The 22,016-nt window shown below is 71.3% G+C and carries 18 protein-coding genes; all 18 read right to left on the bottom strand.

What is annotated here, in order from left to right; translation table 11 throughout:
• Nucleotides 1-8 precede the first annotated feature (8 nt).
• The 18 genes from pyk to BLT62_RS09450 all read right to left on the bottom strand — a co-directional run bounded on the left by pyk (nt 9) and on the right by BLT62_RS09450 (nt 22,016).
• Nucleotides 9-1,454 (bottom strand): pyruvate kinase, encoded by a 1,446-nt coding sequence (gene pyk, locus BLT62_RS09540; protein ID WP_083363844.1) that lies wholly within the window; start codon nt 1,452-1,454, stop codon nt 9-11.
• Nucleotides 1,455-1,541: 87 nt separating this feature from the next.
• Nucleotides 1,542-2,999, bottom strand: a complete 1,458-nt coding sequence (locus tag BLT62_RS09535; RefSeq protein ID WP_083363843.1) for a glutamate synthase subunit beta — start codon at nt 2,997-2,999, stop codon at nt 1,542-1,544.
• On the bottom strand, nt 2,992-7,569 hold the full coding sequence (gene gltB, locus BLT62_RS09530) for a glutamate synthase large subunit (RefSeq protein ID WP_083363842.1): 4,578 nt from the start codon (nt 7,567-7,569) through the stop codon (nt 2,992-2,994). The genes BLT62_RS09535 and gltB overlap by 8 nt, the downstream gene beginning before the upstream one ends.
• 114 nt (nt 7,570-7,683) lie before the next feature.
• On the bottom strand, nt 7,684-8,652 hold the full coding sequence (gene lgt / locus BLT62_RS09525) for a prolipoprotein diacylglyceryl transferase (protein WP_083363841.1): 969 nt from the start codon (nt 8,650-8,652) through the stop codon (nt 7,684-7,686).
• A 27-nt stretch (nt 8,653-8,679) separates the two neighbouring features.
• Nucleotides 8,680-9,465, bottom strand: coding sequence for a tryptophan synthase subunit alpha (gene trpA / locus BLT62_RS09520; protein WP_083363840.1), 786 nt, complete (start codon nt 9,463-9,465; stop codon nt 8,680-8,682).
• Nucleotides 9,462-10,703, bottom strand: a complete 1,242-nt coding sequence (gene trpB, locus BLT62_RS09515; protein WP_083363839.1) for a tryptophan synthase subunit beta — start codon at nt 10,701-10,703, stop codon at nt 9,462-9,464. Before trpB ends, trpA begins: the two co-directional genes overlap by 4 nt.
• Nucleotides 10,700-11,488, bottom strand: coding sequence for an indole-3-glycerol phosphate synthase TrpC (gene trpC / locus BLT62_RS09510; RefSeq protein WP_083363838.1), 789 nt, complete (start codon nt 11,486-11,488; stop codon nt 10,700-10,702). The genes trpB and trpC overlap by 4 nt, the downstream gene beginning before the upstream one ends.
• Nucleotides 11,489-11,491: 3 nt before the next feature.
• A complete protein-coding gene (locus tag BLT62_RS09505; RefSeq protein ID WP_083363837.1) occupies nt 11,492-11,722 on the bottom strand; it encodes a DUF6704 family protein in 231 nt (76 codons plus the stop codon).
• 82 nt (nt 11,723-11,804) lie between these two features.
• The gene (locus tag BLT62_RS09500; RefSeq protein WP_083363836.1) at nt 11,805-12,398 is read right to left on the bottom strand and encodes a Trp biosynthesis-associated membrane protein; all 594 of its coding nucleotides are present in this window, start codon (nt 12,396-12,398) and stop codon (nt 11,805-11,807) included.
• Between the two features lie 2 nt (nt 12,399-12,400).
• Complete coding sequence (locus BLT62_RS09495) at nt 12,401-13,924, bottom strand: anthranilate synthase component I (protein ID WP_083363835.1); 1,524 nt, start codon at nt 13,922-13,924, stop codon at nt 12,401-12,403.
• A 41-nt stretch (nt 13,925-13,965) separates the two neighbouring features.
• Nucleotides 13,966-14,352, bottom strand: a complete 387-nt coding sequence (hisI, locus tag BLT62_RS09490; RefSeq protein ID WP_083363834.1) for a phosphoribosyl-AMP cyclohydrolase — start codon at nt 14,350-14,352, stop codon at nt 13,966-13,968.
• On the bottom strand, nt 14,349-15,113 hold the full coding sequence (hisF, locus tag BLT62_RS09485; protein ID WP_083363833.1) for an imidazole glycerol phosphate synthase subunit HisF: 765 nt from the start codon (nt 15,111-15,113) through the stop codon (nt 14,349-14,351). The genes hisI and hisF overlap by 4 nt, the downstream gene beginning before the upstream one ends.
• Nucleotides 15,114-15,118: 5 nt before the next feature.
• Entirely contained in the window at nt 15,119-15,958 is an 840-nt protein-coding gene (hisG, locus tag BLT62_RS09480) for an ATP phosphoribosyltransferase (protein WP_083363832.1), read from the bottom strand.
• Nucleotides 15,959-16,027: 69 nt separating this feature from the next.
• Nucleotides 16,028-16,291 (bottom strand): phosphoribosyl-ATP diphosphatase, encoded by a 264-nt coding sequence (locus BLT62_RS09475; protein ID WP_083363831.1) that lies wholly within the window; start codon nt 16,289-16,291, stop codon nt 16,028-16,030.
• Nucleotides 16,292-16,303: 12 nt separating this feature from the next.
• A complete protein-coding gene (gene rpe, locus BLT62_RS09470) occupies nt 16,304-16,984 on the bottom strand; it encodes a ribulose-phosphate 3-epimerase (RefSeq protein WP_083363830.1) in 681 nt (226 codons plus the stop codon).
• Nucleotides 16,985-17,601: 617 nt separating this feature from the next.
• Complete coding sequence (locus BLT62_RS09460) at nt 17,602-19,038, bottom strand: RsmB/NOP family class I SAM-dependent RNA methyltransferase (protein WP_083363828.1); 1,437 nt, start codon at nt 19,036-19,038, stop codon at nt 17,602-17,604.
• On the bottom strand, nt 19,035-19,952 hold the full coding sequence (gene fmt / locus BLT62_RS09455) for a methionyl-tRNA formyltransferase (RefSeq protein WP_083363827.1): 918 nt from the start codon (nt 19,950-19,952) through the stop codon (nt 19,035-19,037). The genes BLT62_RS09460 and fmt overlap by 4 nt, the downstream gene beginning before the upstream one ends.
• Nucleotides 19,953-22,016 carry a primosomal protein N' family DNA-binding protein gene (locus BLT62_RS09450; protein WP_083363826.1) on the bottom strand — a complete coding sequence of 688 codons (2,064 nt, stop codon included), beginning with the start codon at nt 22,014-22,016 and terminating at the stop codon, nt 19,953-19,955.

Below are 22,016 nucleotides of genomic sequence, written 5' to 3'. Positions count from 1 at the left end.
AACGAGAACTAGCTGCGCTTGTACGCGGGCGCTGCCTCGTTGTGGACGTCACCGACGACATGCACGCGGATGTCGTTGGTCGAGCCGACGATTCCGGGAGGGGACCCGGAGATGACAACGACCTTGTCACCGATCTCGGCCATGCCCTGGCCGAGCAGAACGTCGTCGACCTGACCGATCATCTGGTCGGTGTGGGTGACCCGGTCGACCAGATAGGTCTGGATGCCCCAGGTCAGGGCCAGACGGCGGCGGATGCTGGGCTCCGGCGTCAGCGCGATCATCGGGATGCTCGAGCGGATGCGCGACATGCGGCGCGCGGAGTCACCGGACTCGGTGAAGACGACGAGGTACTTCGCGTCGACGAAGTCGGCGACGTCGGCGGCGGCGAGGGTGATCGCCCCGCCCTGGGTGCGAGGCTTGACCGTGAGCGGCAGGATGCGCTCCAGGCCGTGCTCCTCGGTGGAGTCGACGATGCGGGCCATGGTCTGCACCGTGACGACCGGGTACTCGCCGACGCTCGTCTCGCCGGAGAGCATGACGGCGTCTGCACCGTCGAGGACGGCGTTGGCGACATCGGAGGTCTCTGCACGGGTCGGGACCGGGCTGGAGATCATCGATTCGAGCATCTGCGTGGCGACGATGACCGGCTTGGCCATGCGGCGGGCGAGCTCGACGGCACGCTTCTGCACGATCGGCACGGCCTCCAGCGGCAGCTCGACGCCCAGGTCGCCGCGGGCGACCATGATCGAGTCGAAGGCGTCGACGATGCCCTCGAGGGCCTCGACGGCCTGCGGCTTCTCGATCTTGGCGATCACCGGCACGCGGCGGCCGACCTCGTCCATGATCTCGTGCACCCGGGTGATGTCCTCGGCGTTGCGCACGAAGGAGAGGGCGATCAGGTCGGCGCCGAGCTCGAGGCCCCAACGCAGGTCGTCCTCGTCCTTCTCGGAGAGCGCCGGCACGTTGACGGCGACGCCGGGCAGGTTGATGCCCTTGTTGTTCGACACGGTGCCGGCGACGATGACCTTGGTGGTCACGACGGTGCCGTCGGTCGAGACGACCTCGACGCGCACCTTGCCGTCGTCGATCAGCAGGAAGTCTCCCGGCTTCACGTCGCCGGGCAGGCCCTTGTACGTGGTGCCGCAGATCTCCTTGGTGCCGAGGATCTCCTCGGTGGTGATCTTGAAGATGTCGCCCTCTGCGAGGTCGTGCGGGCCGTCCGAGAACTTGCCCAGGCGGATCTTCGGGCCCTGCAGGTCGACCAGCACGGCCACGGCGCGACCGGAGTCGTTGGCGGCCTTGCGGACGTTCTGGTAAACGCCCTCGTGCACGTCGTAGGTGCCGTGGCTCAGGTTCATGCGGCAGACGTCTACACCGGCATCGATGATGGCCCGGATCTGTTCGTAGCTGGACGTGGCCGGCCCGAGGGTTGCGACTATTTTCGCGCGTCTCATTTATGTACTCCGTATTTTTTGCCTGAATGGACTCAGGATGGATTCTTGCCGCGACGGCGGCGATGGCCGTTCCTGCCGCGAGAAGTTTTAGAGGCTGAATCCTCTGTCGGTGGGTTTGACCGGGGAGGGAAGAAGCGTCTCCCCTTCAAGGTACCGGTCTACGGCGGATGCCGCAGCACGACCCTCGGCAATTGCCCAGACAATGAGCGATTGGCCGCGGCCCGCGTCACCGGCCACGAAGACACCTTCGTGGCTGGTTTGGTAGTCGGCCCCGCGCTCGGCGTTGCCGCGCTCGTCGAAACCGAGCTCCAGCTGGGGCGCCAGGTGCTCCTGCTCCGGGCCCGTGAATCCGAGCGCCAACAGCACCAGGTCGGCCGGAATCTCGCGCTCCGTGCCGGAGCGCGGCACACGGCGTCCGTCGACGAACTCGGTCTCGGCCACGCGCACCGCGCGCAGCGCCCCGGCCTCGTCGGCGAGGAACTCGACGGTGGAGGCGAGGTACTCGCGGGTGCCGCCCTCCTCGTGTGCGCTCTGCACCTCGAAGAGGAGCGGGTCCATCGGCCACGGCTGGTGGCTCGGGCGCGTCAGCCCCGGCTGCTTGCCGATGGCCAGGTTGGTCACGGACGCGGCGCCCTGCCGGTGTGCGGTGCCGATGCAGTCGGCGCCGGTGTCGCCGCCGCCGAGCACGACGACATGCTTGCCGGCCGCGCTGATCTGGTCCGGGACCGCGTCGCCGGCGCCGACCCGGTTCGCCTGCACCAGGTACTCCATGGCGAAGTGCACGCCGGGCAGGTCGCGGCCGGGGATGGACAGGTCGCGGGGAACCATGGCGCCCGTGGCGACCACGACGGCGTCGTAGCGCCGGCGCAGCTCGGCCCAGCTGATGTCGACGCCGATGTTCACGCCGGGGCGGAAGCGGGTGCCCTCCGCGCTCATCTGGGCCAGCCGGCCCTCGATGTGGCGCTTCTCCATCTTGAAGTCGGGGATGCCGTAGCGCAGCAGGCCGCCGATGCGGTCGTCGCGCTCGAACACGGCCACGGTGTGGCCGGCCCGGGTGAGCTGCTGGGCCGCGGCCAGGCCGGCCGGGCCGGAGCCGACGACGGCGATCGTCTTGCCGGTCAGGCGGCCCGGCAGGTGCGGCGTCACCCAGCCGTTGTCGAAGGCCTGGTCGATGATGGAGACCTCGACCTGCTTGATCGTGACGGCCGGCTGGTTGATGCCGAGCACGCAGGCCGACTCGCACGGGGCCGGGCAGAGCCTGCCCGTGAACTCCGGGAAGTTGTTCGTGGCGTGCAGCCGCTCGATCGCCGCGTGCCCCTCACCGCGGTGGGTGAGGTCGTTCCACTCCGGGATCAGGTTGCCGAGCGGGCAGCCCTGGTGGCAGAACGGCACGCCGCAGTCCATGCAGCGGCCGGCCTGGCGCTTGAGCACGGCGGAGTCGCCGGCCTCGTACACCTCTTTCCAGTCCATCAGGCGCACCGAGACGGGGCGCCGGGCGGGGAGCTCGCGCTCAGTTGTCTTCATGAAGCCTTTGGGGTCAGCCACCGGTCACCTCCAGAATTCGATTCCACATATGTGTGCCGTCGGGGTCGATCCCGTCGGCTTCTGCCTGGGCCCGGATGCCCTGCACGGCCGCGTAGTCGCGCGGCAGCACCTTGACGAAGCGCGAGATCGCGCCGTCGAGGTCGGCCAGCATGCGCTCCGCGACGGCGGAGCCGGTCTCCGCCCGGTGCTGCTCCAGCAGGTCGCGCACGATCTCGCGGTCGGCGCTGCCGAGCTCGAGCAGCTCCAGTTCGCCGCTGGCCAGGGAGTCGGGGTTGACCCGCTCCCGCTTCAGCTCGTAGACGTACGCGGTGCCGCCGGACATGCCGGCGCCGAGGTTGCGCCCGGTGCCGCCCAGGATGAGGGCGAGTCCGCCGGTCATGTACTCGAGGGCGTGGTCGCCGACGCCCTCGACGACGGCGGTGGCGCCGGAGTTGCGCACCAGGAAGCGCTCCCCCACGATGCCGCGGAGGAACAGCGAGCCGCTGGTCGCCCCGTAGCCGATGACGTTGCCGGCGATGACGTTGCGCTCGGCCGGGAACAGGCTCTGCCGGTCCGGGCGCACCGCGATGCGGCCGCCGGAGAGGCCCTTGCCGACGTAGTCGTTGGAGTCGCCCTCGAGCCGGAGCGTGATGCCGCCGGGCAGGAAGGCGCCGAGCGACTGCCCGGCGGAGCCGTGCAGCGTCACCTCGATGGAGTTCTCCGGCAGGCCGTTGACGCCGTGCCGCATGGTCACCTCGTGGCCGAGCATCGTGCCCACGGCGCGTTCCGTGTTGCGGATGGGCAGCTCGATGGCCACGTGGCCGCCGCGCTCCAGCACCCCGGCCGCCTGCTGGATGAGCTGCTTGTCGAAGTGGCTCTCCAGCTCGTGGTCCTGCTCGCGCGCGCTCTGGCGCGGTTCGGCGTCCGAGAAGTCGGGCCCGACCAGGATCGGCGTCAGGTCCATGCCGGACGCCTTCCAGTGGTTGATCGCCTGGGCGGTGTCGAGCATCTCGTGGTGGCCGATGGCCTCGCCGAGGGTGCGGAAGCCGAGCTCCGCGAGGTACTCGCGCACCTCCTGGGCGATGAACTCGAAGAAGTTCACCACGAACTCCGGCTTGCCGGTGAAGCGCTTGCGCAGCTCCGGGTTCTGCGTGGCGACGCCGACCGGGCAGGTGTCCAGGTGGCAGACGCGCATCATGATGCAGCCCTCGACGATGAGCGGGGCGGTGGCGAAGCCGAACTCCTCCGCGCCGAGCAGGGCGCCGATGACGACGTCGCGGCCGGTCTTCAGCTGGCCGTCGACCTGCACGACCACCCGGTCGCGCATCCCGTTCAGCATCAGCGTCTGCTGGGTCTCGGCCAGGCCGAGCTCCCACGGGGTTCCCGCGTGCTTGAGCGAGTTGACCGGGCTGGCGCCGGTTCCGCCGTCGTGGCCGGAGACCAGGATGACGTCGGAGAGCGCCTTCGCGACGCCGGCGGCGACCGCGCCGATGCCGGACTGGCTGACCAGCTTGGTGTGGATGCGCGCCTTCGGGTTGGCCCGCTTGAGGTCGAAGATGAGCTGCTTGAGGTCTTCGATCGAGTAGATGTCGTGGTGCGGCGGCGGCGAGATGAGCCCGACGCCGGGGGTGCCGTGCCGGGTGCGCGCCACCCAAGGGTAGACCTTGGTGGAGGGCAGCTGGCCGCCCTCGCCGGGCTTGGCGCCCTGGGCGAGCTTGATCTGGATGTCATCGGCGTGGCTCAGGTACATGCTCGTCACGCCGAAACGGCCGGAGGCCACCTGCTTGATGGCGCTGCGCCGCTCCGGGTCGAGCAGCCGGTCCAGGTCCTCGCCGCCCTCGCCCGTGTTGGACTTGGCGCCGAGGCTGTTCATGGCGATGGCGAGCGTCTCGTGCGCCTCCTGCGAGATGGAGCCGTAGCTCATCGCACCGGTGGAGAAGCGCTTGACGATGGAGGCGACGGACTCGACCTCCTCCAGCGGGACGGCGGGGCGCCGGCCGGTGCGGAGCGCGAACATGCCGCGCAGCGTCATCAGCGTCTCCGCCTGGTCGTCGACCAGCTTGGTGTACTCGCGGAAGATGTCGTAGCGGCGGGTGCGGGTGGCGTGCTGCAGCCGGAACACCGTCTCCGGGTTGAACAGGTGCGGGGCGCCGTCGCGGCGCCACTGGTACTCGCCGCCGGTCTGCAGCCGCTCGTGCACGGTGACCGCGGCATCCTCCGGGTAGGCGGAGGTGTGCCGCTTGAGGTTCTCCGCCTGGATGACCTCGATGCCGACGCCGCCGAGCTTGGAGGTGGTGCCGGTGAAGTACTCCTCGATGAAGCCCTCGTCCAGGCCGAGTGCCTCGAAGGCCTGCGCGCCGGAGTAGGAGGCGATGGTGGAGATGCCCATCTTGGACATGATCTTCAGCACGCCCTTGCCGAGCGCCTTGATGACGTTGCCGACGGCCTTCTCCGGGGTGACGTCGGTGATGACGCCGCTGCGGACCAGGTTCTCGCAGCTCTCCATCGCCAGGTAGGGGTTCACGGCGGAGGCGCCGTAGCCGATCAGCAGGGCGACGTGGTGCACCTCGCGCACATCGCCGGCCTCCACCAGCAGGCCCACCTTCATGCGGTGCTCCGAGCGGGTGAGGTGGTGGTGCACGGATGCCGTCATCAGCAGCGACGGGATCGGCGCCAGGTCCTTGTTGGAGTCGCGGTCGCTCAGCACGATGAAGCGGGCGCCGGCCTCGATGGCCCGGTCCACCTCGACGTTCAGCGCGGCCAGGCGGTCGCGCAGGGCGTTGACGCCCTCGTCGAAGCGGTACAGGCCGCGGATCGTGACGGTGCTCTTGCTGCCGGGCTGCGGGTCGATGTGCTGGATCTTGGCCAGTTCGTCGTTGTCGATCACCGGGAAGGTGAGCGAGACCTGGCCGGCGTGCTCCGGGCCGGAGCTGAGCAGGTTGTGCTCCGGGCCGACCGAGCTGCCGAGCGAGGTGACCAGCTGCTCGCGGATCGAGTCCAGCGGCGGGTTGGTGACCTGGGCAAACTGCTGGGTGAAGTAGTCGAACAGCAGCCGCGGGCGGTCGGAGAGCACGGCGATCGGGGTGTCGGAGCCCATCGCGCCGAGCGGCTCCGCCCCGAAGCGGGCCATTGGGGTCAGCAGCAGCCGCAGCTCCTCCTCGGTGTAGCCGAAGGTGCGCTGGCGGCGCACGACGGAGGCCGGCGGGTGCACGATGTGCTCGCGCTCCGGCAGCTCGGCCAGCTTGATCCGGCTCTGCTCCAGCCACTGCCCCCAGGGCTCGGCGGCGGCCAGCTCGGCCTTGATCTCATCGTCTTCGATGAGCCGGCCGGCGACGGTGTCGACGAGGAACATCTTGCCGGGGCGCAGGCGCCCCTTCCGCACGATGGTGGCCGGGTCGAAGTCCAGCACGCCGATCTCGCTGGCCAGGACGACGAGGCCGTCATCCGTGATCACGAAGCGGCCGGGGCGGAGGCCGTTGCGGTCCAGCGTCGCGCCGACGAGCGAGCCGTCGGTGAACACGATGGCGGCCGGGCCGTCCCACGGCTCCATGAGCATGGAGTGGTAGTCGTAGAAGTCGCGGCGCTCCGCGTCCATCTCGGTCTGGTTCTCCCAGGCCTCCGGGACCATCATCATCACCGCGTGCGGGAGCGAGCGCCCGGACAGGGTGAGCAGCTCGACCACCTCGTCGAAGGAGGCGGAGTCGCTGGCACCGGGCGTGACGATCGGCAGCAGCGGGGCGAGGTCGCCGAGCAGCTCCGACTCCAGCTGGGACTGGCGGGCGCGCATCCAGTTGCGGTTGCCCTGGATGGTGTTGATCTCGCCGTTGTGCGCGATCATCCGGAACGGCTGGGCCAACGGCCAGGACGGGAAGGTGTTGGTGGAGTAGCGCGAGTGCACCAGCGCGAGCGTGGAGGCGAAGCGCTCGTCGGAGAGGTCGGGGTAGAAGGGTTCCAGCTGGAGCGTGGTGACCATGCCCTTGTAGACCAGGGTGCGGCAGGAGAGCGAGGCGAAGTAGATCTCGAGCTCTCGCTCTGCGCGCTTGCGCAGCCGGTAGGTCTGGCGGTCCAGCTCGATGCCGGAGAGCGGGGCACCGGTCTCTGTGCTGCGCGCGCTCTGCACGTAGAAGGCCTGGATGGCGGGCATCGCCGCGCGGGCCAGGGTGCCGACCTCGTCGGGCCGGACGGGAACCTCGCGCCAGCCGAGGACGGTGAGGCCCTCCTCGCCGGCGATGTCGGCGATGGCCCGCTTGATGGCGGTGCGGGCGGTGGGATCGGTGGGGAGGAACGCGTTGCCGACCGCGTAGCGGCCGACGGCGGGAAGCTCGAAGTCGGTCACCGCCCGGAGGAAGGCGTCGGGGATCTGCGTGATGATCCCCGCGCCGTCACCGGTTCCGGCGTCGGAGCCGACGGCCCCGCGGTGTTCCAGATTGCGCAGCGCGTTGAGCGCCGCCGTGATGATGTCGTGGCCTGCCGTGCCACGGAGGGTTGCGACCATGGCCAGGCCGCAGGCGTCTTTCTCGTGCCCAGGGTCGTAGAGACCCTGTCGACCCGGGATTTGACTGAACCTCGTAAATGTCTGCTGAAACGTCACGGTTGGGCGTCCTCACGCTCGGAGTGCGAAGGGACGCCATTGGCCCACAAATGGGTTGTTGCGCTACCCCTCGAATGCGAGGGGAGATGAGCAGAACTCGCTGGGTGGGTGAGCCTAGGAGTTGGGGCCGTGTGTGCTTGTGGCTGCGGCGGCAGTGGACTGAATGGTCGCGGCTCCATCGCCGTGGTCGTCTTCCTCAGAATCTGCGTTGTCAGATTCTATATCAGCGTCGTCGGGGTTCCATTCACGACCCGGCACGTAGGGGCTGATCTCGACCCCGGTGTGGCGGCGCGACTGCACGATGAACAGCACGATTCCGATCACCACGGCCAGCCAGGCGGCCCAGATGTTGGTGCGCACGCCGAGGAACATCTCGCTCGGGTCGACCCGGATGGCCTCGAAGAAGCTGCGGCCGAGGCCGTACCAGATCAGGTAGACGGCGAAGGCCTTGCCCCAGCGCAGCGTGAGCTTGCGCTCCAGCAGCAGGATGACGGCGACGCCGGCCAGGTTCCAGATGATCTCGTAGAGGAAGGTGGGGTGGAACAGGGTTCCCTCCGGCAGCCCGACGGGGAACGCCGGGTTGCTCTGGGAGATCTCCAGGCCCCACGGCAGCGTGGTGGGCAGGCCGAACAGCTCGGCGTTGAACCAGTTGCCGAGACGGCCCATGGCCTGTGCCAGCAACATGCCGGGCGCGAGCGCGTCGGCGAAGGACCAGAAGCGGATGCCGGTCATGCGGCATCCGATGTATGCACCGATCGCGCCACCGATGAGCGCGCCGAAGATGGCGTTGCCGCCCTCCCAGATGTACAGGGTGCGCAGCAGGTCGGCGCCCGGGTAGAAGTAGTCGCCGGGGTGGGTGAGCACGTGGTAGATGCGCGCGCCGATGATGCCGAGCGGCACCGCCCAGAGGATGATGTCCAGCACGATGCCGGGCTCTGCACCGCGCTTGGTCAGGCGCATGCTGGTCATGATCGTCGCGGCGACGATGCCGGCCAGGATGCACAGGGCGTAGGCGTGGATGCGGAACGGACCGAGGTCGAAGTAGCTCCACTCGGGGCTCGGAATGCTCAACGGTGCAAACACCAGTACTGCCTTTCGGTCGGTGAAAAGTTAGAGTTCGTTCTTGCCTGCGGCCAGCTCGCGGGCGAGGGCGCCGACGGCGTCGACTCCCCCCTCGGCGAGTGCCTTGACCAGGGCGGAGCCCACGATGGCGCCGTCGGCGTAGCCGAGGACCTCGCGCACCTGCTCCGGCGTGGAGATCCCGACGCCGACGCAGGCGCTCGTGGATCCCGCCTCGCGCAGACGCTCGATGAGGCTGCGGGCGGCCGCATCGACGTCGGCGCGGGCACCGGTGATGCCCATGGTGGAGACGGCGTAGACGAAGCCCCTGCTGGACTCGACGACCCGGCGCAGGCGCTCGGGCGTGGAGGTGGGGGCGGCGAGGAAGACGCGGTCGAGGCCGGTGCGCTCGGAGGCGGTGATCCAGTCAGCGCCCTCGTCGGGGATCAGGTCGGGCGTGATCAGCCCGGCCCCGCCGGCGGCGGCGAGGTCGTCGGCGAAGCGCTCGACGCCGTACTGCACGACCGGGTTCCAGTAGGTCATGATCAGCACCGGGGCGCTGACCTGGGCGGTGATGGCGCGCACGGCCTCGAAGCCGTCGCGCAGCCGGAAGCCGTCGGCCAGGGCCTGCTGGGTTGCGGCCTGGATGACGCTGCCGTCCATCACGGGGTCGGAGTACGGCAGGCCCATCTCGAGGATGTCGACGCCGTTCTCGACGAGCGCGACGGCGGCGTCGATGCTGCCGCCGAGGCTCGGGAAGCCGACCGGCAGGTAGCCGATCAGGGCGCCGCTGCCGGCGTCCACGCGGGTGCGGATGGTCTGCTCAACAGCACTCATGACTGCGTGGCCCCCTCGTCGATCAGCTTGAAGTACCGCCCGGCGGTCTCCATGTCCTTGTCGCCGCGGCCGCTCAGGTTGACCAGGATGGTCGAGTCCGGGCCGAGCTCGCGGCCGAGCTCCAGCGCGCCGGCGAGGGCGTGCGCCGACTCGATGGCGGGGATGATGCCCTCGGTGCGGCTGAGCAGCAGGAGCGCGTCCATGGCTGCGGCGTCGGTGACGGGGCGGTAGCCGGCCCGGCCGATGCTGTTCAGCCAGGCGTGCTCCGGTCCGACGCCCGGGTAATCGAGGCCGGCGGAGATGGAGTGCGACTCGTAGGTCTGGCCGTCCTCGTCCTGCAGCATCATGCTGCGGGCGCCGTGCAGCACGCCCGGGCTGCCCTTGGTGATGGTGGCGGCGTGGCGCGGCGTGTCGGCGCCCTCGCCGGCCGCCTCGTAGCCGTACAGGGCGACGGAGGGGTCGTCGAGGAAGGCGTGGAAGATGCCCATGGCGTTGGAGCCTCCGCCGACGCACGCGGCGACGGCATCCGGCAGGGCGCCGGTCAGCTCGAGCACCTGGGCGCGGGCCTCCTCGCCGATGATCTTCTGGAAGTCGCGGACCATGGCCGGGAAGGGGTGCGGCCCGGCGACCGTGCCGAAGATGTAGTTGGTGTTCTCGACGTTGGTGACCCAGTCGCGCATGGCGTCGTTGATGGCGTCCTTGAGCGTGCGGGAGCCGGCCTTGACGGCGACGACCTCCGCGCCGAGCAGGCGCATCCGGGCGACGTTGAGCGCCTGGCGCTCGGTGTCGACCTCGCCCATGTAGACGACGCACTCGAAGCCGAACAGGGCGGCGGCGGTCGCGGTGGCGACGCCGTGCTGGCCGGCGCCGGTCTCGGCGATGACGCGGGTCTTGCCGATCCGCTTGGTGAGCAGGGCCTGGCCGAGCACGTTGTTGATCTTGTGCGAGCCGGTGTGGTTCAGGTCCTCGCGCTTGAGGATGATGCGGGCGCCGCCGGCGTGCTCGGCGAAGCGGGGCACCTCGGTGATGATGGAGGGCCGGCCGGTGTAGGTCTTGTGCAGCTCGGCGAGCTCCGCCGCGAACGCCGGGTCCTTCTTGGTCAGCTCGTAGGCCTCGGTGAGCTCGTCCAGGGCCGCGACGAGCGACTCGGGCACGAAGCGCCCGCCGAAGTCGCCGAAGTACGGGCCGAGCTCGTCGCGCAGGTTGCGGGAGGGGGTCGGGTCGGTGGGGTTCGTCACGGTTGATTCCTTACTGGGACCGCCAGGAATTCGGAGAGCGTGCGGATCGGGTCGCTCGTGACGAGCGCCTCGCCGACGAGCACGACGTCGGCGCCGGCCGCGCGGTAGTGCGCGACATCCGCCGCGGAGAGCACCGCGGACTCGGCGACCTTGATGGTTCCGGCCGGGATGCGCTCGGACAGGGTGCCGAAGAGGTTCTTGTCCATCTCGAAGGTGGAAAGGTTGCGCGCGTTGACGCCGATGAGTGCGGCACCGAGGTCGATGGCGCGCTCCAGCTCGTCGGCGCTGTGCGTCTCGACGAGCGGCGTCATGCCGAGTTCGAGGATCAGCGTGTGCAGCTCGGCGAGCAGCGGCTGCTCGAGCGCGGCGACGATGAGCAGCACCAGGTCGGCGCCCGCGGCGCGGGCCTCGAGCACCTGGTACGGCGTGGCGATGAAGTCCTTGCGGAGCACCGGCAGGCTCACCGCGGCGCGCACGGCCTCCAGGTCGGCGAGCGAGCCGCCGAACTTGCGTTCCTCGGTGAGCACGCTGATCGCGCTGGCCCCGCCCTGTTCGTAGGCGGATGCCAGCGCGGCGGGGTCGCGGATCTCGGCCAGCTGGCCGCGCGACGGGCTCGACCGCTTGACTTCGGCGATGACCTTGACTCGCTCGGCCGGGGCCAGCGCGGCAAGGGCGTCGAGGGCCGCCGGGCGCGCCAGAGCGGCGGCCTCGACGGCGGCGTATGGGCGGCTCAGGCGCCGCCGCTCGGCATCTTCAACGGAGCCGGCGGTGAGCTCGGTCAGCACTCGCTAGTGCGCTTTCGGGGCGTACTTCGGGCCGTTGACGCCGTATCCGGCCTTGGCGAGGGCCCAGCCGACGATGAGGCCGGCGACGAGGAGCCCGGCGGAGGCCCAGACGAGCCACTCCTGCTCCAGGAAGAACGCGACGGTTCCGATGAGGAAGGCGAGGAGCATGATGACGACCGAGGTCCATGCGGCCGGCGAATTGCCGTGTCCTGGCTCGACTGACTCTGTGCTCATGGTTCTCCTTAGAGGTTGAAGGGGGTGTGTGAAAGTCTAGCGGCTCCGCCGCATGCGGCCGGGCAGCCGGGGAAGAGCGGGGTTACTGCTGGTCGGTGGGGTCGCTGCCGCGGCTGAGCTCGTCCCAGTTGTCGATGGCAGCGTCCTTGGCGCTGAGGGGGGCGCCGTCGGCGTGTTCCAGGCGCACCGCCTGGTACTTGCGGCCGGGGCCCGGCCAGCGCCGCGAGCTGAGCAGCACGCCGAGGCCGGCGGCGGCGAACAGCACGCCGGAGGCCACGCCGACCCACGGCCACAGCGTGATGGCGGCATCCGAGATCAGCGCCAGAACGGCGCTGTCGCCGGCCACGCCGGTGAGCTTGGTGACGTCGGCGATGGCGGCGGCGGCCGGGTCGGCGATGGCGGCGGAGGAGGCGATCACCACGGACACGCCGAGCAGCACCTCGAGCACGCCGAGCACCAGCCGGAAGGCGGGGCCGGCGATGGCCAGCGCGCCGCCCAGGGCGAGCCCGGCCAGGGCCAGCGCGGACAGGGCGGGGGCGGCGGCGGCCCCGTCGATGTCGATCGGGATGCCCTCCACGTGCGCGACCACCCAGGTCTGGGTCCAGGCGAGGAGGGCGAGGACGGCGGACAGCAGCCCGCCGACGATGAGGAGCCCCTTGATTCGTGCGGCACTCATGCTCAGACCACCCTGTGTAGTGCGTTGGCGACGGCGACGGCGCGCAGCGGCGCCGCGGCCTTGTTCTGTGTCTCTTCGAACTCGGTCTGCGGCACGGAGTCGAGCACGAGGCCGGCCCCGGCCTGCACGGTGGCCACGCCGCCCATGATCGTGACGGTGCGGATCGCGATGGCGAGGTCGGCGTCGCCGGCGAGGCCGAAGTAGCCCACCACTCCCCCGTACACGCCGCGCTGGGCCGGCTCGAGCTCGTCGATGATCTGCAGGGCGCGCGGCTTCGGCGCGCCGGAGAGGGTTCCGGCCGGGAACGTGGCCCGGAACACGCTGATCGCGTTCTTGCCCTCCGTGAGGTCGCCCTCGACGGCGGAGACGATGTGCATGATGTGGCTGAACCGCTCGATGCGCATGAACTCGGTCACCTCGATGCTGCCGGGGGTGCACACCTTGGCCAGGTCGTTGCGGGCCAGGTCGACGAGCATCAGGTGCTCCGCGCGCTCTTTGGCGTCGGCCAGCAGCTCGGTGGCCAGGTCGGCGTCGGCCTCCGGCGTCGCGCCGCGCGGCCGGGAGCCGGCGATCGGGTTGGTGAAGACGCGGTTGCTCTGCACCTTGACCAGGGCCTCCGGCGAGGAGCCGACGATCCAGTACGGCTCGCCGTCGGGGGTCTCCAGGCTGAGCAGGTACATGTACGGGCTCGGGTTGAGGCTGCGCAGCACCCGGTAGACGTCGATCGGGGCGGCGGTGCAGTCCTGCTCGAAGCGCTGCGAGATGACGACCTGGAAGATGTCGCCGTCGCGGATGTACTCCTTGGCGGTCTCCACGGATGCCAGGAAGTCGGCCTCCGCGGTGCGCGAGCGCCCGTGCGGGGCCGTGTTCATGTCGACCTCGGCGAGCCACGCCTCCGACGGCTGGGCGAGGCGCCGCTGCAGGGCGTCCAGGCGGGACTGGGCGTCCGTCCACAGGGTGTCCGCGTCGTCGCGGCCGTCGTTCAGCACGTTGGCGATCAGCTGCACGGTGCCGTACTTGTGGTCGATGACGACGAGCTCGGCGACGAAGCTGAACGCCTGGCCGGGCACGCCGGACTCCTTCGGCGGCTTGTTCGGCAGCTTCTCGATCTGCCGGATGGCCTCCCAGCCGATGAAGCCGACGAGGCCGCCGGTCAGCGGAGGGTGGCCGGGCAGCTGCGGCGTCTTCCAGCGCTCGAACAGCTGCTCGAGGGCGGCGAGCGGCGCGAGGCCGGCCGCGTCGCCGAGCACGCGCTCTGCGGGGGCGCCGTAGTCGATCCAGGCGACGGACTCCTCGTTCTGCGTGAGGACGCCGAAGGAGGAGACGCCGACGAAGGAGAACCGGGACCAGATGCCGCCCTGCTCAGCCGACTCCAGCAGGAAGCTGCCCGGGCGGCCCTCGGCAAGCTTGCGGTAGATGTTCACGGGCGTCTCGCCGTCGGCGAAGAGCTCGCGCATCACCGGGATCACCCGGTGTTCGGCGGCGACCGCGTCGAAGTCGGCGCGCGTGGTGGTTCCGGTGCTCATGTCAGGCTCCTCGTCGGGGCGAACGTCGGGCGAACTGTGTCTCAGGCGGGCAGGATGACGGGCTGGAGGGGGTCGACGTCGAAGCAGGAGAGCGCGCCGGTGTGGCAGGCCGCCCCGATCTGCTCGACCTGCACCAGCAGCGCATCGTCGTCGCAGTCGAGTGCGGCGCCGCGCACGAACTGGGCGTGGCCGGACGTGTCGCCCTTGCGCCAGTACTCCTGGCGGGAGCGCGACCAGAAGGTGACGCGGCCCTCGGTCAGGGTGCGGCGGAGTGCCTCGGCATCCATCCAGCCGAGCATCAGCACCTCGCGGGTGTCGTGCTGCTGGATGATGGCCGGAAGCAGGCCGTCGGCGTTGAAGGCGGCGCGGGCGATGACGGCGTCGACGTCGGCGTTGCCGGTGCCGGTGCCGTTCGCGTTGTCGCTCATGCGCGCACCGGCATTCCCTCGGCCGCGATGGCCGCCTTGACCTGGCCGATGGTGAGCTCGCCGTTGTGGAACACGGAGGCGGCCAGCACGGCATCGGCGCCGGCGGCGATCGCCGGCGGGAAGTGCTCCACTGCGCCGGCGCCACCGGAGGCGATGACGGGCACGGTGCTGAGCTCGCGCATGATGCGGATCAGCTCGAGGTCGAAGCCGGCCTTGGTGCCGTCGGCATCGATCGAGTTGACGAGCAGCTCGCCGACGCCGAGCTCGATGGCCTGGCGCGCCCAGTCGAGCGCGTCCAGGTCGGTCTCGGTGCGGCCGCCGTGGGTGGTCACGACGAAGCCGGACTCGGTGCGCTCGCTGCGCTTGACGTCGAGCGAGAGCACGAGCACCTGCGAGCCGAAGCGGTCGGCGATCTCGGCGATCAGGGCCGGGCGGGCGATGGCGGCGCTGTTCACGCCCACCTTGTCGGCGCCGTTGGCCTGGAGCCGGGAGACGTCCTCAACGCTGCGGATGCCGCCGCCGACGGTGAGCGGGATGAAGACCTGCTCGGCGGTGGCCCGCACCACGTCGTAGGTGGTGGAGCGGTTGTCGACGGTCGCGGTGACGTCGAGGAAGGTGAGCTCGTCCGCCCCCTGCTCGAAGTAGCGCTTGGCCAGCTCGACGGGGTCGCCCGCGTCGCGCAGGTTCTGGAAGTTGACGCCCTTGACGACGCGGCCGTCGGCCACGTCGAGGCACGGGATGACGCGCACGGAGAGTGCCATGGCCGTCACAGCCTCGCAGCGTGGATCGAGCTGACGAGGATGGCGCGGGCGCCGATCTCGTAGAGCGCGTCCATCATCTGGTTCGTCTCCGCCCGCGGGATCATCACCCGCACGGCCGCCCACTCCGGGTCGTGCAGCGGGGAGACGGTGGGCGACTCGATGCCGGGGGCGACGCGGGTGGCCTGCTCCAGCAGCGCGACGGGGATGTCGTAGTCCATGATCACGTACTGGCGGGCGACGAGCACGCCCTGCAGGCGGCGGAGCAGGGTGGCCACGCCGGGCTTCTCGTCCGCGGAGCGGATGAGGACGGCGGTGGACTCGAGGATGACGGGGCCGAAGATGGCCAGGCCGGCGGCGCGGAGCGTGGCGCCGGTGGAGACGACGTCGGCGACGGCATCCGCGACCCCGAGCCGCACGGCGGACTCGACGGCGCCGTCGAGCTTGACCAGCTCGACCTCGATGCCCTTCTCGCGGAGGAAATCGCCGACGAGGCCCGGGTAGCTGGTGGCGACGCGCACGCCGGCGAGGTCGCCGAGCTCGCGGAAGCGCTCGGCGGGGCCGGCGAAGCGGAACGTCGACTCGGCGAAGTTCAGCTCGTGCACCTCGGTGGCGGGCGAGCCGGAGTCCAGCAGCAGGTCGCGGCCGGTGATGCCGACATCCAGGGCGCCGGAGCCGACGTAGGTGGCGATGTCGCGCGGGCGCAGGTAGAAGAACTCGACGTCGTTGCGGGGGTCGGGAGTGTGCAGCTCGCGCGGGTCGCGGCGGCCGGTGTAGCCCGCCTCGAACAGCATCTGGGCGGCGGTGTCGGACAGTGAGCCCTTGTTGGGCACGGCAATTCTCAGCATGGTGGTGCTCTCTGGTTCGTGTGGATCAGTCATCGGTGACATGAGCGGCCGGCACTGGTGCGCGGCGAATCAGAGATGTCGGTAGATGTCGGCGGGGCTGAGACCCTTCGCCAGCATCAGCACCTGCAGGTGGTAGAGCAGCTGCGAGATCTCCTCGGCGGTCTCGTCGTCGCTCTGGTACTCGGCGGCCATCCACACTTCGGCGGCCTCCTCGACGATTTTCTTTCCAATGGCATGCACGCCCGCGTCGAGCTCACGCACGGTTCCCGATCCTTCGGGGCGGATGCGGGCCTTCTCGGAGAGCTCGGCGAAGAGGGCGTCGAAAGTTTTCACCTCTACAGGGTACTAGTGCTTGTGGGCCGATGACGCCGCGGCGGCGCGCAGGGCCGCAATCTGCGCCTCCGGCTCGCCCGCGTTATACACGGCGGAGCCCGCGACGAAGGTGTTCGCGCCGGCCTCGGCCGCGGTGCCGATGGTGTCCAGGCTGATGCCGCCGTCCACCTGCAGCCAGACGTCCAGGCCGCTGGCGGCCACGGCGTCGGCGGCGCGTCGGAGTTTGGGCATCATGTCGGTCATGAAGCTCTGCCCGCCGAAGCCGGGCTCCACGGTCATGATGAGAATCTGGTCGAACTCGGGAAGCAGCTCCAGGTACGGCTCGACGTCGGTTCCGGGCTTCAGGGCGATGCCGGCGCGGGCGCCGCGCTGGCGCAGCCGCCGGGCCAGGGTGACCGGGTCGGTGCTGGCCTCGGCGTGGAAGGTGACGGATGCCGCCCCCACCTCGGCGTAGCCGGGCGCCCAGTGGTCGGCATCCGAGATCATCAGGTGCACGTCCAGCGGGATCGGGGAGACCTCGTTGAGGCGCTCCACCATCGTCTTGCCGAAGGTGAGGTTCGGCACGAAATGGTTGTCCATGACGTCCACGTGCACGAAGTCGGCGGTGGCGATGCGGCCGAGCTCGCGCTCGAGGTTCGCGAAATCGGCGGTGAGGATGCTGGGGTTGATGCGGGGGGCGCTGCTGGTCGACATGGCTCCTATGCTAGCGAGCGGGCGGCTGCCCACGTTGGCTCGGCTGCTCGTCCCTCGCGGCGCGGCGCCCTCCAGCCGCCGTGCGGATGCGCGCATGCACCCCGTTGGCTCGAGGGAGCGCCAGCGACCGAAGCCAACGCCCCGGGACACGGGTGGCACCCACCCGCTGGTCGAGTAGCGCCGCCTGCGGCGCGTATCGAGACCCCGTTGCGAGATCTCGATACGACACTCGCGGGCCTACTCGATCAACGGAAAGGGCCAGCTCCAGCCTCGTGCTCCCGTTGGCTCGAGGGAGCGGCTGCGACCGATCGGGAGGCCGACGGCGGATCGGGAGGCTGTTTCCGGCCCGAAGTTGCCTCCCGATGTCGCGGGTGCCTCCGGATCCGCAACCCCGTTGGCTCGAGGGAGCGCCAGCGACCGAAACCAACACCCGACCAGCGCGTGTGGCCGGGCCGGCGGATGCCGCAGGCAGCCGTTCCCGCGAAGTCGCTCAGGGCTTCGGGCGCCGCGACCGATCGGGAGGCAGACGGCGGATCGGGAGGCGGGTTTCGGCCGACAGGTGCCTCCCGACCCGTCGAACGCCTCCCGAGGTGCGGCCGCCCGGCGGACGGGTGCGGCTAGTTCTTGCGGAACAGCGCGATGAACATGGCGTCGGTGCCGTGGCGGTGCGGCCAGAGCTGCACGGTCCGGCCGTCGCCGCCGACGTCCAGCGGGTTCGCGGCGATGCCCTCGAGCACCTCGCGGGTCGGCAGCTGTTCGAGCGCGTCGCCCCAGCGGGCGAGGGCGCCGTTGACGGTGCCGAGCGTCTCGCCGAGGTGCGGCGAGCAGGTGACGTAGGCGAGGATGCCGCCGGGCTTCAGCGCGGCGAAGGCGGCGTCGAACAGCTTGCCCTGCAGCACGCTCAGCTCGGCGACGTCGTTCGGCGTCTTGCGCCAGCGGGCCTCCGGGCGCCGGCGCAGCGCGCCGAGGCCGGTGCAGGGCGCGTCGAGCATGATCCGGTCGAAGGCGGCGGGGTGCGTGTCGCCGATGGTGGTGCCGTCCAGCTCCAGCACGGGCACCTCGCCGGGCACGCCGGCGAGGGCGTTGCGCACGAGGCCGGCCCGGGCGGGCACCAGCTCGTTGGCGGTGAGCTCCGCGCCGCCCAGTCGCGCCTCGGCGGCGAGCAGCGCCGCCTTGCCGCCGGGGCCGGCGCAGAGGTCGAGCCAGCGCTCCCCCGCGACGACCGGCTCGGCCCGGCTGAGGGCGAGTGCCGCCAGCTGGGAGCCCTCGTCCTGCACGCGCACGCGGCCGCCGAAACGCTCCGTGACGCCGAGCGGGTCGCCGCCGGAGAGCACGAAGCCGATCGGCGAGAAGGCGTCCGCGTCGCCGAGGCCGGCGGCATCCACCTGATCGACGAGGCCGGGCAGCGCCGCCAGGTTGACCCTGGGGGCGACGTTGTCGGCCTGCAGCAGCTGCTCGAGCTCGTCGGCGCGGCCCTCGGCGTCCAGCGCGGCGCGGAGCGCGCGCACCACCCAGGCCGGGTGCGAGTGCAGCACGGCGAGCTTCTCGTCGGCGCCCTCGGTCTCCTCCTGCACCCAGCCCTGCCACTCCTCGAGCGAGCTGCGCGAGATGGTGCGCAGCACGCCGTTGGTGAAGCCGGTGGCCGAGCGGGAGGCGACCTGGCTGGCCAGCGCGACCGACTCGTTGACGGCGGCGTGCGTGGCCACCCGGGTGGCCAGCAGCTGGTGGGCGCCGAGGCGCAGCACGTCGAGCACGGCCGGGTCGATCTTGTCAACGGTGCGGTCGGCGACGAGCTCAATGACCTTGTCGTAGAAGCCCTGCATGCGGAGCGTGCCGTAGGTGAGCTCGGTGGCCAGCGCGGCGTCGGCCGAGTTCAGGCCGGCCTTCTGGATGCGGCTGGGCAGCAGCAGGTTGGCGTAGGCGTCGGACTCGCGCACGGCGGCGATGACCTCGTAGGCGACGAGCCGGGCGGGCTGCACCTGCTGCTGTGGGCGGCGCTGCGGCGCCCGGCCCTGGCTGTTCCGCCGGGGCGAACTGTTCCTGGGATCGCTCATTCGGCGATCACCTCCTCTGCTGCGATGCCGCGCCACCAGTCGGCGGCGTTCATCGGGGTCTTGCCGGCCGGCTGCACACGGAGCAGCTCGAGCGGGGTGCTGGCGGTGCCGACGAGCACGCGGCCGTCGACGGATCTGATGTGCCCGGGCGGCAGCGCTGCGGCATCCCGCGCGTGGCGGAGCTCGTGCAGCTTGAACCGGGCGCCGTCGAGCAGGGTGAACGCGCCGGGCTCGGCGGTGACGCCCTGGTAGCGGTGGAAGACGGTCTCGGCGGGCTCCGACCAGTGCAGCCGGGCGTCGTCGATGCCGAGCTTGGCAGCCGGGGTGGGCTCGCCGCTCTGCGGCACGGCGACGGCGCTGCCGTCGGCGAGCTCGTCCACGACGCGGGCCAGCAGGGCCCCGCCGGAGACGGCGAGCTCGGCCAGCAGCGTCACGGACGTGTCCGCCTCGGTGATGGGCCGCTCGATCCGTCCGAAGACGTCGCCGGCGTCGAGGGCTGCAACCAGCTGGAAGACGTCGGCGCCGGTGCGCTCGTCGCCGGCGATGAGCGCCCGCTGCACCGGGGCGGCCCCGCGCCAGCGCGGCAGCAGCGAGAAGTGCAGGTTGATCCAGCCGAGGCGGGGCGTGGAGAGCAGCGGCTCGCGCACGAGCCCGCCGTAGGCGACGATGACGCCGAGTTCCGCGCCGAGCGCCGCGATCTGGGCGGTGACGGCCTCGTCGAGGCGGTTCGCCTTGATGACCGGCAGCCCGAGCGCTGCGGCGGCCTGCGCCACCGGAGACGGGGTCAGGATGCGCTTGCGCCCCTGCGGGGCATCCTCCCGGGTGACGACGGCCGCGATTTCGTGCGGGCCGCCCGCGAGCAGTCGGAGGCTCGGCACCGCGGCGTCGGGCGTTCCGGCAAAAACAAGTCTCATCTAGAAGATCTCCGGGTCATCAAATCGAACTCTCAGTGTAGGTGCGGGCCGGAAGGCGCCCCCCTTGGGCGGCCGCCTCCGCGAGCTCGCCACGGCGACGATGGCGGCCCGCAGGCGCCGGGCCACCTCGGCGCCGGCCGCGTAGTCGAAGCGCACGATGGCGCGCATGAGGCCGTCGGATGCCGCCGCGCCCGGCCCGGCGGGCGGGGCGGGGACCGGCCCCAGGATGTCGACGCCGTCCAGCTCACGCAGCTCGGCCAGCGCGCCGTCGAGCACGCCGGGGGCCGCGGTGACGGAGGCGGTGCGCACGGCGGGTGGGAAGCGCAGGGCGCGCCGGTCGGCGAACTCGCGGCCGGCCCACTGGGCCTGCTGCCAGGTGCCGAGCGCGGAGGCGAGGGCGCCGCCCACCCCGGCCAGGATCACCGGCGCCCCGGGCGCGGCCAGCACGGCCGCGTTGGACCACCAGCGCAGTGCGTCCTCTGCGACCCGCAGGGACTCGCGGCCGAGCATCCGCTCGCCGTCCAGCAGCAGCACGGCGGCATAGCCGCCGGCGGCGACCGGCTCGGCCCCGCGGGTGGCGATCACCAGCGCGGGCTTCGCGCTCACGCTGAGGATCGGGTTCTCGCCGTCGGCGACGACGACGAGCGCGCCGGGGAAGGCCCGGCCGAGCTCCTCTGCGGTGCGCCCGGCGCCGATCCGCACGGTGCGCAGCGCGTGCCCCCCGCAGGTGCCGCAGGTCCAGTTCGCGGCGATCGCGCCGCACCAGCGGCAGCTGGGCGCCGCTCCCGGGGCGTTCTGGCCGAGCGGACCCTGGCAGTGGGCGCAGCGGGCGGCCTCGCGGCAGCTGGCGCAGGCGACGACGGGCGCGTAGCCGGGCGAGGCGACCTGCACGAGCACGGGCCCGCGGCCGAGGCCGTCCTTCGCCTCGCGCCAGGCCAGCGACGGGATGCGCGCCGCCTGGGCGTGCTCGTCCGGCTGGCCCTGCTGGGCGGTGGCGATGATGTTGGGGCGGGAGAAGCGCTCGGGCGCGAGCTCGTGCAGCCAACCGATCTCGACGAGGCGCTGCGCCTCGATGCTGCGGGCGTGGCCGAGCAGGACGAGCGCGGAGCCGCTCAGGCCCTGCCGGATGAGCGCGACGTCGCGGGCGTTGGCGTAGGGGGCGAGCGACTCGGCGTACAGCGGGTCGCCGTCGTCCCAGAGGGCGATGAGCCCGAGCGCGCTGGCCGGCGCGTAGACGACGGAGCGGTTGCCGACGACGACGCGTGGCTCGGGGCCGAGGCAGGCCAGGAACGCGCTGTAGCGCTCCGTCGTGGTCTGCCGGGCGTCGAAGCGGGAGATCTGCTCCGCCGGCAGCAGCGCGTGCAGGGCGGCGAGCAGCTGCTCCTGGTCGCGGAAGTCGGGAACGGCCAGCAGGGCGCTGCGCCCGCCGGCGAGCGTGCGCGCGGCCAGCTCGGCCATGGTCAGGGCCCAGTGGCCCACCCAGGCGCCGGACGGCGTCTGCACGAGCCGCGGCACGGCGGTCATCGCGACCCGCCCGTCCGGGTCGAGGGCCCCGGCCACGACGGCGTCGGTGTAGCCGCTGAGGCCAGGGAGCACCGGCTCGGCGGAGGGCACAGCGGGCGAGGCGACCGGGTCAGATGAGGGCGCGGGCTCGGGCTCGGGCTCGGCGGCTGCGGCATCCGCCTGCGCGGCCAGCCACTTCTTCTCGGCCCGCACCGCGCGCGGCGGCACGGCCAGCCGCACCACGTCGATGGCGCTGCCGGCGCCGCGGTCGGCGATGCGGCGCGCCAGCTCGTAGACGTCGGGGGTGAGCACGGCGGCCGTCGACACGAGCGAGTCGATGTCGCTGAGCGTGCCCGAGAAGGAGTCATCGGCGCCTGCGGGGTCCACCAGCTCGATCACGTAGGCGTCGATGATGCGCCCGCCGGAGCGGAACGGCACCTTGACCCGCTGCCCGACGCGGATGTCGCCGGCCAGCGCCTCCGGCACGCCGTAGTCGAAGAGGTGGTCCAGCTGCGGCAGCGGGTTGTCGATCAGGACGCGGGCGACCACACCGGACCGCAT

The sequence above is a fragment of the Microterricola viridarii genome, assembly GCF_900104895.1.
GTDB classification, from domain to species: Bacteria; Actinomycetota; Actinomycetes; order Actinomycetales; family Microbacteriaceae; genus Microterricola; species Microterricola viridarii.
This window is presented reverse-complemented; position numbering and strand designations above follow the sequence as displayed.